General features: G+C 41.7%; 13 protein-coding genes, 1 tRNA gene and 1 pseudogene. 9 read left to right on the top strand and 6 right to left on the bottom strand.

Annotation, left to right across the window (positions count from 1 at the left end; genetic code table 11):
* Window positions 1-256: IS1 family transposase (locus tag EI164_RS11005; protein WP_192518970.1), on the bottom strand; the 256-nt coding region annotated here is incomplete at its 3' end.
* Window positions 257-676: 420 nt separating this feature from the next.
* On the opposite strand from EI164_RS11005, the gene EI164_RS11010 reads away from it, so the two are divergent.
* Window positions 677-1,999, top strand: a complete 1,323-nt coding sequence (locus tag EI164_RS11010; RefSeq protein WP_192520009.1) for a valine--pyruvate transaminase — start codon at window positions 677-679, stop codon at window positions 1,997-1,999.
* Between the two features lie 49 nt (window positions 2,000-2,048).
* Here the strand turns inward: EI164_RS11010 and EI164_RS11015 are convergent, their stop codons facing one another.
* From EI164_RS11015 to hisB, 3 genes are all read right to left on the bottom strand, one after another.
* Entirely contained in the window at window positions 2,049-2,438 is a 390-nt protein-coding gene (locus tag EI164_RS11015; RefSeq protein ID WP_192520010.1) for a hypothetical protein, read from the bottom strand.
* Window positions 2,439-2,754: 316 nt separating this feature from the next.
* The gene (gene hisH, locus EI164_RS11020; protein ID WP_192520011.1) at window positions 2,755-3,399 is read right to left on the bottom strand and encodes an imidazole glycerol phosphate synthase subunit HisH; all 645 of its coding nucleotides are present in this window, start codon (window positions 3,397-3,399) and stop codon (window positions 2,755-2,757) included.
* The gene (hisB, locus tag EI164_RS11025) at window positions 3,399-4,046 is read right to left on the bottom strand and encodes an imidazoleglycerol-phosphate dehydratase HisB (RefSeq protein WP_192520012.1); all 648 of its coding nucleotides are present in this window, start codon (window positions 4,044-4,046) and stop codon (window positions 3,399-3,401) included. The genes hisH and hisB overlap by 1 nt, the downstream gene beginning before the upstream one ends.
* A 321-nt stretch (window positions 4,047-4,367) precedes the next feature.
* Here hisB and EI164_RS11030 point away from each other — a divergent pair, with 321 nt between their 5' ends.
* Both EI164_RS11030 and EI164_RS11035 read left to right on the top strand, forming a co-directional pair.
* Window positions 4,368-4,790: a hypothetical protein gene (locus EI164_RS11030; RefSeq protein WP_192520013.1), complete on the top strand. Its 423-nt coding sequence runs from the start codon at window positions 4,368-4,370 to the stop codon at window positions 4,788-4,790.
* Window positions 4,791-4,912: 122 nt separating this feature from the next.
* Window positions 4,913-4,988, top strand: a tRNA-Phe gene (locus EI164_RS11035).
* Between the two features lie 97 nt (window positions 4,989-5,085).
* Here EI164_RS11035 and EI164_RS11040 read toward each other — a convergent pair.
* Window positions 5,086-5,427 carry a hypothetical protein gene (locus EI164_RS11040; RefSeq protein ID WP_192520014.1) on the bottom strand — a complete coding sequence of 114 codons (342 nt, stop codon included), beginning with the start codon at window positions 5,425-5,427 and terminating at the stop codon, window positions 5,086-5,088.
* 101 nt (window positions 5,428-5,528) lie between these two features.
* Between EI164_RS11040 and EI164_RS11045 the strand changes: the two genes are divergently transcribed.
* Window positions 5,529-6,029 carry a DUF4385 domain-containing protein gene (locus EI164_RS11045; protein ID WP_192520015.1) on the top strand — a complete coding sequence of 167 codons (501 nt, stop codon included), beginning with the start codon at window positions 5,529-5,531 and terminating at the stop codon, window positions 6,027-6,029.
* A 271-nt stretch (window positions 6,030-6,300) separates the two neighbouring features.
* Entirely contained in the window at window positions 6,301-6,975 is a 675-nt protein-coding gene (locus EI164_RS11050) for a phosphoglycolate phosphatase (protein WP_192520016.1), read from the top strand.
* Window positions 6,976-7,085: 110 nt separating this feature from the next.
* Here EI164_RS11050 and EI164_RS11055 read toward each other — a convergent pair.
* A pseudogene (locus EI164_RS11055) lies at window positions 7,086-7,730 on the bottom strand (ATP-binding protein); the annotation flags it as partial.
* 173 nt (window positions 7,731-7,903) lie between these two features.
* Between EI164_RS11055 and EI164_RS11060 the strand changes: the two are divergent.
* From EI164_RS11060 to EI164_RS17505, 4 genes are read left to right on the top strand one after another with little or no spacing between them, the layout of a single operon-like run.
* Window positions 7,904-8,545, top strand: a complete 642-nt coding sequence (locus EI164_RS11060; RefSeq protein WP_192520017.1) for a TnsA endonuclease N-terminal domain-containing protein — start codon at window positions 7,904-7,906, stop codon at window positions 8,543-8,545.
* The gene (locus EI164_RS11065; protein ID WP_225739240.1) at window positions 8,535-10,478 is read left to right on the top strand and encodes a Mu transposase C-terminal domain-containing protein; all 1,944 of its coding nucleotides are present in this window, start codon (window positions 8,535-8,537) and stop codon (window positions 10,476-10,478) included. Before EI164_RS11060 ends, EI164_RS11065 begins: the two co-directional genes overlap by 11 nt.
* On the top strand, window positions 10,478-11,374 hold the full coding sequence (locus tag EI164_RS11070; RefSeq protein ID WP_192520018.1) for a TniB family NTP-binding protein: 897 nt from the start codon (window positions 10,478-10,480) through the stop codon (window positions 11,372-11,374). The genes EI164_RS11065 and EI164_RS11070 overlap by 1 nt, the downstream gene beginning before the upstream one ends.
* Window positions 11,332-11,922 (top strand): TniQ family protein, encoded by a 591-nt coding sequence (locus EI164_RS17505; protein ID WP_192520019.1) that lies wholly within the window; start codon window positions 11,332-11,334, stop codon window positions 11,920-11,922. The genes EI164_RS11070 and EI164_RS17505 overlap by 43 nt, the downstream gene beginning before the upstream one ends.
* The last annotated feature ends 19 nt before the right edge of the window (window positions 11,923-11,941 follow it).

An 11,941-nucleotide genomic window follows, 5' to 3' on the forward strand; every position in this document is an offset into this window, starting at 1 on the left:
TGGTGCCCAATACTTTACCGATACTGACTGAGGCTATAATAGCTATGTCTCTAACACCGCAACCTCTAACCGTCATTAGCCGTATGATGTCTTCTATTTTAGAGTGACAGCCCTTATAAGTTAAGGCATGGTCACCAATGAATTGACGTTTGCAGTCCTTGCATTGGTAGTTCTGCTTGCCATAGCTTTTTATGCCGTTTTTCTTTAAACTGGGACTGTGACAGTCGGGGCAGCTGATATCTATTTGTGTCTTCATAACCTCAAATATATCATCTTGCTTTGGCTGTCACCCTCCTTTATTTCTTCAGCATACTTTCTGACACACCACCCTATTTTTTAATAACCAAGCAACTCTCTGTATTTGTAATTTGGTGTAGTAACGTGTTTTTAAAGTTTTTTCTTAAAACTTATCTTGCATTTATCATTATGAATATTTTGGTGCTGACAAGCAAGAATATGTATGTCTAATACGTCACCTGTTGTCGTACGTATTCAACTTAATCGAAACGCCTTCTATTCCCCTAGAGGGCGTGTTTCACTTCATAGAGCGCATAAGCATATAAACCAATATCAACCATGCTCTTTGCTTATTTTATAGCCCTCATTTGCTATACTAGCCCCACTTTATCGGTTAAATACCAACTTATAACACCCTCCCAAACAGCATGGTAGCCTTATGAAATTCTCAAAGTTCGGTCAAAAATTTACCCAGCCTACTGGCATCTCACAATTGATGGACGATCTAGGCGACGCGCTAAAAAGCGATCAGCCGGTCAACATGCTGGGCGGTGGTAACCCTGCCAAAATTGATGCCGTGAATGAGCTATTTTTGGAGACGTATAAAGCACTTGGTACGGATAACGACGCAGGCGTACCCAATAGTAGCGCGATTATTAGCATGGCAAATTACTCTAATCCGCAAGGTGACTCGGCCTTTATCGATGCCTTGGTTAGCTTCTTTAACCGTCATTATGATTGGGATCTGACCTCAGAAAACATTGCCCTGACCAACGGCTCACAGAATGCATTTTTCTATCTGTTCAATCTATTCGGCGGCGCTTTCGCTGACGAACAGAGCCAATCTGTCGACAAATCCATTCTACTGCCATTGACCCCTGAGTATATCGGCTATAGCGACGTGCATGTCGAAGGTCAGCATTTCGCAGCCGTATTGCCACATATCGATGAAGTGACTCATGATGGCGAGGAAGGCTTCTTTAAATATCGTGTGGACTTTGACGCATTAGAGAACTTGCCAGCACTACAGAAAGGTCGTATCGGTGCGATTTGCTGCTCACGCCCGACCAACCCAACTGGCAACGTGCTGACCGATGACGAAATGGCGCATCTGGCCGAGATTGCCAAACGTTATGACATACCGCTTATCATCGATAACGCTTACGGCATGCCCTTCCCTAACATCATCTACTCTGATGTCAATCTAACGTGGGACGACAATACGATTCTATGCTTTAGCCTCTCTAAGATTGGCCTGCCTGGTATGCGTACTGGTGTCATCGTTGCCGATAAGGAGGTGATCGAAGCGGTCAGCGCGATGAATGCGGTGGTCAATCTAGCGCCGACGCGTTTTGGTGCAGCGATTGCCACACCACTAGTAAAAGACGACCGTATCAAGCAATTGTCTGATGACGATATCAAACCGTTTTATCAGCAGCAGGCGAGCCTAGCTGTGAAATTGTTAAAAGAAGCATTGGGGGATTACCCACTGATGATCCATAAGCCTGAAGGCGCGATATTCTTATGGCTATGGTTTAAAGACTTGCCGATTAGCACGCTGGAGTTATACGAGCGTCTTAAAGAAAAAGGTACGCTCATTGTGCCAAGTCAGTATTTTTTCCCTGGTGTCGATGTCAGCGATTATCAGCACGCACATGAGTGTGTTCGCATGAGTATCGCGGCTGACGAGCAGACACTAACTGATGGCATTAAAGTGATTGGTGAAGTGGTGCGTGAGCTTTATGATGAAGCCAAAAAATAAGATGAGCTGCTAGAATCATAAATTCAAATAGCAAAATAAAAAACGGACTTTAATAGTCCGTTTTTTTATAGCGTTGAGTCAGTGATCTAGGTTTACTTGTTGGACGAAATATAGTCGTCCATTTGTTTAAGCCATACAGCACATAAGACAGCATGCAGGTATTGATCAGATCACGAATACTCGCGATAATCTGTTTGCGGTTTAAACCCGTTAGGCCTAGCGATTCAATCGTCTCTCGATTGTCCAGGTACTCACCCAACAGCGCAATACAAGTCACGACAATCAAAGCGACAAACGCTCGAATACCTTGGCTTTTGATGATAGGTCGCAGCAGCACTAAACACAGCAAATACACACCGACACCGACATAGATATGCAAGGCATCTTTTGCCAGCCCTGTCGCTTCGATAATACTCATTTTAAAGGCGGTAAAATCCACGATATATTCCAAATATAAACCAGTAGCAAACAACTAAACACAAAAAAAGAGCTTGCAACCATGCAAACTCTCTTGCGCGAGGATAAAACATAACCCACTCGACTGCCAAATCGAATATCTAGGGCGTGTCCTCATTTTACAAAAGGTCACTTTAAAAAAGAAGTCATTTTGAAAAAGGAGACAAATGGCAGCCAAATGAAAAAGTCATTACAGATAATATCGAGATATTAACAAGTTGCTTGATGCAGTTTGGTAACGATTTGGCTATTTTTAGCTTATTTAACCCTTATGATTCAGATTTAGGACACATCCGAATTTACACATCCCACTCGATGAAGTTCTTTAACAGCTGCAAGCCAGCAGTGTGGCTCTTTTCTGGATGGAACTGCGTTGCAAATAAGTTATCTTGGATAACACTGGCACAAAACGGCTGACCATAGTCACATACCGCAGCCACTTGTGAGCGATCGGCAGGCTCGCAGTAATAACTGTGCACAAAATAAAAATGCGCCTTGTCTTCGATACCTGTCCACAATGGATGATCAAAATCCATACCACTGATGGTATTCCAGCCCATATGCGGTACTTTGATGGTTGCACCTTGCTGATCTGTCCACGTCGGGTCAAATGCCTCTACCGTGCCCTTTAAGATGCCAAGACAGTCGGTACCGCCATTTTCAGCAGACTGCGCAAACAGTGCCTGCATGCCCACACAGATGGCCATAACAGGCTTGTTAAATACAGCATCGCGTATGACCTCATCAATCCCAGCATCGTGCATGCCAGCGATACAGTCACGCATGGCACCGACACCAGGGAAAACGATTTTGTCTGCTGCAGCGACGACTTTTGGGTCGTTGGTGATAGAGACGTCTGCCCCGACCACTGACAGTGCTTTACTGGCGGAATGCAAATTGCCCATACCATAATCTAATAGTGCTACTTTGATTACTTTAGCCATTAAAACGCCTCTTTGGTCGATGGCAAGGTGTTTAGCGCACGCTCATCATATTCGCAAGCCATACGCAGGGCGCGAGCAAATGCTTTAAAGGTAGACTCAATTTGGTGATGGCTGTTTTTGCCCTTCAAATTATCCAAATGCACAGTCATCCACGAGTGGTTGACGAAGCCATAGAAAAACTCGCTAAACAGATCAACATCAAATTTACCCACATGCGAGCGAGTAAAAGGGATATCCATGTGCAGGCCAGGACGACCTGACAGATCAACAACCGCACGGGTTAATGACTCATCGAGTGGCGCATAAAAATGCCCATAACGACGGATGCCTTTTTTGTCACCCAATGCTTTATTAAACGCTTGTCCAAGCGTAATACCAGTGTCTTCTACACTATGGTGATCATCGATAAAAGTATCGCCGTTACATTTAATCTCTAAGTCAAACAAACCATGACGCTTGATTTGATCAATCATATGATCCAAAAATGGTACACCCGTGTCGACCGTGCCTTGACCAGTCCCATCAAGATTGACGGTACAAGTGATCTGCGTTTCGGCAGTGATACGCTCAACGGTCGCGATGCGCTCGGGGCGGCCGTGTAAGTTTGCATTTTTTGGTGTATTTTGCTCAGTTGCGTTGGCTGTCATGGCTACTCTCTATCAGTTTTTTATCAGTGAAAAGCGGTCAATAAAATAGGACGATAATACGGCCCAGTCTTTAAATAAGTGAATAAATGAATAACAAAAAAATCTATCAATGGTTACATATGATACGAACAATATTATTGTCTACACGCCTTAGGCGTTGTCTACCTTCATCATAGCAAACCCTAACATTTACTGCTATGTCCAAGCCGTAAACCACGCACAAATTTACCTCATTCTGCTAAAATAGTGACTTTAGTTTTATCAATCATCAGCCACGTTGACTCTATGATGTCACGCTATATCCAATTATAGGACCCCGCCATGCCCTTAGAAGCGATCGCTATCAATAGCTTGGATGCACCACTGATTAAAAAACCTGCCCGCGAAAACGAGCTGTCAGAGCGTCTACATGCCTTATATGACAGCGATGATGCACAGCCTAGCGGCACAGAGGTACTCAGTCTCATTGAGCAAGGGTTTAAGCGTGGGCAGTATCTCTATGTCGGCATGTTCAATGATAAGCCGATCGCTGCTGTCGCCTGTTTTGATGATGGACAGACCAATGCTAAACGCTTGCAGTATTTAACGGTACATGCGCAAAACCGTGGCCGCGCTATTGATGCCAAGTTTATTAAGCTGGTCTATGATATTGAAGTAAAAAAAGGCGTACGTGAGTTTGTGCCTGTGGATACCGATATTCATCGTATTATGAGCGAGTATGAGCTACTACGGGTGAAAGACTGAATCGAGCGCTGATACGGTTAATTTTGCCCATATCTGACTATTTATCGTCTTTTATTAGATATAATGCAAAAACTACTTGACAGTCGTGCTTATATTTAGTTTAATAGCGCCTCAACGAAGACGGCTCGATAGCTCAGTCGGTAGAGCAACGGATTGAAAATCCGTGTGTCGGCAGTTCGAACCTGCCTCGAGCCACCATTCGTTTAAGAATTCTAAAAAGCCCCAGACATTATGTTTGGGGCTTTTTTTATGCTTAAATCAAGGTTAATGCAGTAATATTTTTATAGTGAAATAACTATAGGCGTTTTCTTAATAGCAACTCACAACGCTCACGCGAGTCCAAATCATAAATAGTCGCACGGTAATCAATACCATGACGCCCCTCAAAAAACACCACCCGATCACCCACTGCTAAAAAACAAGACGTACGAGCATCATAAATAAACCCATCAATCACAAATGCCTGATCGCGATCTATCTCGCGCACGGTATACGTTTCACCTTCTGGAATCAATTTGTCGAACCACGCACTATAGGCTGCATTGGTGGTTAGTAGGCCCATCAGTACTGTCGATATCATAAGTATATTTTTTAATGACTTTATGAAAATCGAATAAGCGATAGATATTTTATTCATGATTGGTTTCCTGATGGTCACAGCTGAACAACATTTTTAGGCTGTTTTTTAAACAACTCGGTTCAGTATACTAAATATCGATATGCTGAACAGGTGATATTATGCGAGAGTTTGATTACGACTTGGATTATGAGCATTTAGATTTGCGCGCACAGCCTAAATTGTACCGTGTCGGACGCGGTGAGCAAGGCGTGTTACTGGTTGAGCCATACAAATCGGAAATACTACCGCACTGGCGCTTTGCTACTCCTGATATCGCAACCGAGAGTAGCGATACTATTTATCAGATGTTCTTAGATTATTTGGCTGCCGATGACTTTGTCGGTGCTGATATGGCTCGTAAATTCATCCAAATGGGCTATACCCGTGCTCGCCGCTATGCCAACCACAAAGGTGGCAAAAAATACAAAGGCGCTGTCCCTGATGATAAAAAAGGCCAAAGCGGTGCACATGGTCGTGAAGAGTTACCTCGCCAAGTCGAAGACCCTATCAAAGCAGAGTCTGCCCGTATATTTAAACAGAAATGGGACGAGTGTCGTGAGAACGAAGATTATTTAAGAATGAAAAAAGAACGCCGTGAGCGTTATAAAGAGGTTGAGTAGTTACCTCTGTTTGTCATATTAAAAAAATTAAAAAAGTGAATTCTCTAGCCCTAAAAGATGGCTGTGCTAAGGTATAGTACAAAGCTCTATAGTCAAAGTATTTTTAAATCGCTACAGTGCTGCTGGGATAAATTTTTCGCAGCCTCTGTGAATACAGCAAGCAAGTAAAATTTGTACCAGTAGCACCATAATATAATCGTATCGGTTTTATGTTTCTTTGACTATATACCACACACATAACAAATATAACTGTTTCAAATAGCGAGGAATAATGGATAAGCAACTGTTAATTTTTGATTTCGACGGAACACTCATTGATAGTGTGCCCGATTTGGCTGATGCGACCAATGCTATGTTAACCACGCTGGGCAAGGACACCTACCCTATCGAGACAATACGCAACTGGATAGGAAATGGTTCGCGGTTGCTAGTAGAACGTGCGCTAGTTGGCAAGGTAGAAGTATTAGCAGGCGAGCTGACGGTTGAGAAAGCCGATCACGCAGAGCAAGTGTTTTTTGAAGCTTATAAAAACCTTAGTGGTAGCAAAACTGTCGCTTACCCAGATGTCGATAGTGGATTAAAACAACTGAAAGCCGCAGGTTATACACTGGCGTTAGTGACCAATAAGCCCATTCGTTTTGTCCCAAAAATTTTACAATCTTTTGGCTGGCAGGAATTGTTCAGTGAAGTGTTGGGCGGTGATAGCCTCTCAACCAAAAAACCAGACCCCGCGCCGCTATTACATGTCTGTGGAAAGTTAAACGTCGCTCCAGAACAAGCCGTGATGATTGGTGATTCTAGAAACGACATATTGGCCGGACAAAACGCCAATATGGACACGCTTGGACTGTCTTACGGCTACAACTACGGACAAGATATTCGCGAATTGAATCCGACTGAAGCGTTTGATAGCTTTAAAGCGCTGCAAGACTACCTACTTAAATAAGCATCATCTCAAGAACATCCACAAGCTCAATTGCATCTTATGTGGCTTATCTTGTGGGATAAAAACCATTGTAAAACTAGAATAATTGTAGAGATAGAGCCATGAGCCAATCACTTGCTACGATAACTGAGTGCTTCAGACACATGAGCACTGTTGATGGTATCACTATCAGCCAGATCAGCGATGGTACGAGCGACTCGCAGTACTCTATGGTAGCCACGCGCCGATAAATTTAGACGCTGCTGAGCAAGTTGTAATAACTGCTGCTCACTCTCCCCTAGCTGGATATATTTATCAACCTCGCTAGGGCTAAGCTCATTATTTACCTTCTGTTGCCGCTGCATCTGATGCTTATGAGCAGCAATGACCCGAACGCGTACTTGTTCGGAAGTCTCTCCTGCTTGGGCATTTTGCAAGTCAGCAATCGGCAAAGCAGGTACAGTGATATGCAAATCAATACGATCTAATAACGGTCCTGATAGCTTATCTTGATAACGTTTAATCTGTTCAGGCCGACAGCGACAACGTCCTGATGCATCTCCATCATAACCACAGGGACAAGGATTCATGGCTGCGACCAATTGAAAACTTGCAGGAAAAGTCATTTGAGAATTGGCACGGCTGATGGTTATTTGCTTAGCCTCCAAGGGCTGACGTAACACCTCTAACACCGTGCGATCAAACTCTGGTAGCTCGTCTAAAAACAACACACCTTTATTGGCAAGGGTAATCTCACCAGGTTTTGGGCGCGAGCCCCTGTCACTTCCCATATACCATGTCAATTATCCACCAAAAAATCTTCTCTTCAGAGAAACTTTACCATCAAACTCTGTCACTATTTTACGACTAACCTTGTCAAAAAGGTTTTTCTTATCGATAAACCTTGTCAAAAAAGAACATAATACACTTACTACCAAAGGATTTTTATATGAAACAAGTTCGTAAAATTAAACCCACCTACAGAAGTATATCGGGCCATTTCGCTTTTATGGGTGAGTCAATAGCTTATGAATCTACTTTAGAGCGTGATTTTTTACGCTATCAGACTTTCAGAAAGGAAGTCATAGACATAGTGCCACAGCCAGTCTCTATTCCCTTTAAGAAAAATGGTCGTACTCACTCTTATACGCCAGACTATTTTGTACAACTTTCCGAGGACCACGGTAAATCAGTAATCGTTGAGGTTAAACCCAAATTAGAATGGCAAGAGAATTGGCGTGATTGGTCAGATAAATGGAAGGCAGCTATCAAGTATAGTAAAGATCAAGGCTTTAGATTTGCAATTTATGATGAAGATAGAATTCATCATCTAGCTTTTCACAACATCAACTTCTTGAGAAAGTACAAGAATTTATATGCAGCTCCTGAAGAAGTTAAAGCGGTGTTGGCAGATCTAGAACTAAGAGATAACACGACTGTCGAATACATCTTAGAAAGATACTTCAAAGGTGATATTTATCGCCCTAGAGGTCGTCAGTTTATATGGTATCTGATGGCGAATAAGCTAATTGGATTTGACGTTTGGAACGATATACGTAGTGAAAAAGTGGAGATTTGGCATGCCGAATAACATGAAGAACTTAACCAATATGACTCGTGAAATTTTTTACGAGCGTCAACCTGAACGTAGTTATGTTCAACTTGCTCTAGGTGGTGTTTATACAAATAGGCAAGACAAACAAGACTACCAATTAATTGAATTCATGGATGATATGAATCAGGCTTTATTTAAAAAGCTATCTAATCAGCGCAATAAAGTTATGAGTATCCATGACTTTCAAAATATTGTTGATACTAATAATGTGACTATTAAGTTTGATATCAACGAAGTCAGTGATGATGACTGGAAAAAGGCGCATGAAAGATACATTGCTATTAAGCCACTTTTAAACTCAACCTCTATAACGCTTGATGAACGCGCTAGTGAGGTGGATGTATCTGCTAGAACTTTACGTAGGTGGCGAGACGCATATTTGTCAGCCAACTCGATAGCTTCTCTCATCGATAGAAAAAGTGGCAGAAGAAAAGGGGACAATCAACTGAAACCGCATGTTGAAAAGTTGATTCAAGATGTTATTAACGAACATTTCTTAACGATACAACGCCCTACCGAAGAATCAACTATTCGTGAAGTACTTAAAAGATGTTATGAGCTAGGTATTGATAAACCCAGTAAGAATACTATTCGCAGACGAATTTCACAAATCAGTGAAAAGAATTACTTAAGAGGACGAGGTTTTCGCAAGAGAGCAAAACAGAAATTTACGCCTAAGCCAGGTACCTTCCCTGGGGCTGACTATCCTCTAAGCGTTATCCAAATTGATCATACTCCTGCTGACATTATTCTTGTTGATGACAAACATAGGAAGCCCATTGGACGGCCATATATTACCTTAGCGATTGATGTGTACAGTCGAATGGTTACAGGCTATTACATCTCGCTTGACCCGCCTTCTGTTACCTCAGTCGGTATGTGTTTATCACGTAGTATTCTGCCTAAAACAGAATTGTTACTAGAGCATGGTATTACAGATGCTAGTTGGGATGTGTTTGGATTTCCCACTAAAATACATGTTGATAATGGAGCAGATTTTAGAGCAGAAAGTCTGCGCAAGTCGTGTATGTTTCATGGCATTGAACTTGAATTTAGACCAGTAGCAAGACCTGAGTTTGGTGGACACATTGAAAGACTGATTGGTAACGTAATGCAAAAGGTTCACGAATTACCAGGAACCACTTTTTCTAATATCAAAGAAAGAGATATTTACGATTCTGAGAAAAATGCTTCCATGACATTGGCTGAATTTGAGCAATGGGTACTGACCTATATCACAAAGGTTTACCACGAAACGACTCACTCAGCTTTAGAAACAACACCAAACGAAAAATGGAAGATAGGTATATTTGGCAATGATTACGAGGCAGGTACAGGTTTACCTGCTATACCATCCGATCCGCAAACGCTTACTTTAGACTTTATGCCGAGCCTAGAGCGCACCATTCAGCGTTATGGCGTCAAAATTGATGGACTTATCTACTATGACCCATGCTTAAACTCCTTCGTGAATGAACTAGAGGATAAAAGTAGCCAGAAGAAAACTAAATTTATCTTTAGACAAGATCCAAGAGACATAAGTTACGTTTGGTTCTTTGATCCATTACTTAAAAGCTATTTTTCAGTTCCACTAGCAAATCAAGCAACACCAGCTATGAGTCTTTGGGAGTACAAGTTTCTTAAGAAGCAGGTTAAAGAGTCTTCTGGCACTGTTAATGACGAGCTTATCTATCGTGCTTGGGATGATATGAAATCAATTGTTTCTGAGTCGCAGAGTATAACGAAGTCAGAGCGCAGAAAAGAACAACGTCGAAAATCTCACGTTAAATCGCAAGAGCTTTATGAGCCATTGAAAGAGCCGAAAAATGCTAATTCTGACACTTATCAATCTAATGCTATTTCAGGTATCGATGACAGTGGTTTAGGTTATTTTGAGGATATTGAATAATGAACAAATTACCGCATAAGCACATACATGAAAAATTCCGCCATATCGCTACGATGTCTAACGAGGAGCGGATTAAGTTTATCGATACTCCACGTTGGTTTGGTTACGATAAAGCAAATCGTGTCATTGAAAATATGCAAGGTCTGATGAACATGGTGCAACAGCACCGTATGCCGAACTTATTGATTATTGGTGATTCAAATAATGGTAAGACTACTATCATTAAGCAGTTTGTGAAACGTTTTGGTGATAGCTATATTGATGATGACTTAAATCTAGTAGTCCCTGTTATTTCTATTCAAGCACCGCCTTCAGCAAGTGAGAAGGACTTATATGTTGCTCTCATTGATGCCTTATCGTTGCCTTACAATATATCCAACTCAACAACTAAATTTCGCTATCAAGTTGTGCATTCTTTACTTGAGACTCAAGTGAAAATTATTGTTATCGATGAGATTCATTCAATGCTCACAGGTACAGCAAGACAGCAACGCCAAATCATGAATACCATAAAATACTTATGTAATCAGCTTCAAATACCAATTGTACTAAGTGGGACTAAGGATGCTGTCCGAATCTTGCATACTGACCCACAGCATGCTAGTCGTTTTGATGTCGCAGAGTTACTGCTATGGAAGAACGATAGAGAATTTAGAAAATTAGTGAGTACTTTTGAGCATGTTTTGCCTCTTAAAAATCCCTCTAATCTGATAGAGCCTACAAAACTCAATCTCATACATAGCATTAGCGGTGGCTGCATAGGTAATGTTAAAAGGTTAATGATCGAGTGTGCTAAAGAGGCCATTATTAACGGGACAGAAGAAATTACGATTAAGTCTATTGAGGATAAATCATGGTTACGACCAAAAAGAGGAATTCGCACAATTATTGGATAAAACCTTTGACCTTTTCAACCCCACTTTTAGAGGGTGAGAGTGTAGGCTCATGGATTATAAGGGCGTCACTTTCTCAGAAGTGTACTCTTACTACCTTTATGGGGTTTTATTGGCAACACGTAAATGACAGGTTAGATCGATATGATTTTGATAAAGGGTTTGAATACGTAAAGCCTGATGTTCACGAGGATATGGCTATATTGGCAGAAACGACGGTTGATAGGTTTAACAAACAGACTTTGACAAGCTTTGCTAGAGAACAGGGATTGATTTCACATAGTTCTAGCGCTTTAAAGTGGACACTCCCACTATCACGCAGACATCTATATGGGAGATTTGGACATCCATATTGTCCTGATTGTATGGCCGACAATGAAAAGTCTCATTTAAAGCTCCGATGGCGATTAGCTTGGTCAGTTTACTGTGATGAGCATCATAGGGTATTGCAGACAAATTGTCCTCACTGCGATATACCCTATCAGCCACTCTTAGCCAAAATTGAAAATAAGTATGGTAACCCTCCCAAACTTAAGACACCTAATAAATAGAATTAAGCTGCCTGATTGA

Origin of the sequence: Psychrobacter sp. FME13, from assembly GCF_014861395.1 — a bacterium.
GTDB lineage: Bacteria > Pseudomonadota > Gammaproteobacteria > Pseudomonadales > Moraxellaceae > Psychrobacter.

Excerpts from the sequence above, each read along its gene's own strand:
- EI164_RS11010 (WP_192520009.1), top strand. The coding sequence starts at position 677 with ATGAAATTCTCAAAGTTCGGTCAAAAATTTACCCAGCCTACTGGCATC.
- EI164_RS11070 (WP_192520018.1), top strand. The coding sequence starts at position 10,478 with ATGAACAAATTACCGCATAAGCACATACATGAAAAATTCCGCCATATC.
- EI164_RS11030 (WP_192520013.1), top strand. The coding sequence starts at position 4,368 with ATGCCCTTAGAAGCGATCGCTATCAATAGCTTGGATGCACCACTGATT.
- EI164_RS11060 (WP_192520017.1), top strand. The coding sequence starts at position 7,904 with ATGAAACAAGTTCGTAAAATTAAACCCACCTACAGAAGTATATCGGGC.
- hisB (WP_192520012.1), bottom strand. The coding sequence starts at position 4,046 with ATGACAGCCAACGCAACTGAGCAAAATACACCAAAAAATGCAAACTTA.
- EI164_RS17505 (WP_192520019.1), top strand. The coding sequence starts at position 11,332 with ATGGTTACGACCAAAAAGAGGAATTCGCACAATTATTGGATAAAACCT.
- EI164_RS11050 (WP_192520016.1), top strand. The coding sequence starts at position 6,301 with ATGGATAAGCAACTGTTAATTTTTGATTTCGACGGAACACTCATTGAT.
- hisH (WP_192520011.1), bottom strand. The coding sequence starts at position 3,399 with ATGGCTAAAGTAATCAAAGTAGCACTATTAGATTATGGTATGGGCAAT.
- EI164_RS11065 (WP_225739240.1), top strand. The coding sequence starts at position 8,535 with ATGCCGAATAACATGAAGAACTTAACCAATATGACTCGTGAAATTTTT.
- EI164_RS11045 (WP_192520015.1), top strand. The coding sequence starts at position 5,529 with ATGCGAGAGTTTGATTACGACTTGGATTATGAGCATTTAGATTTGCGC.
- EI164_RS11040 (WP_192520014.1), bottom strand. The coding sequence starts at position 5,427 with ATGAATAAAATATCTATCGCTTATTCGATTTTCATAAAGTCATTAAAA.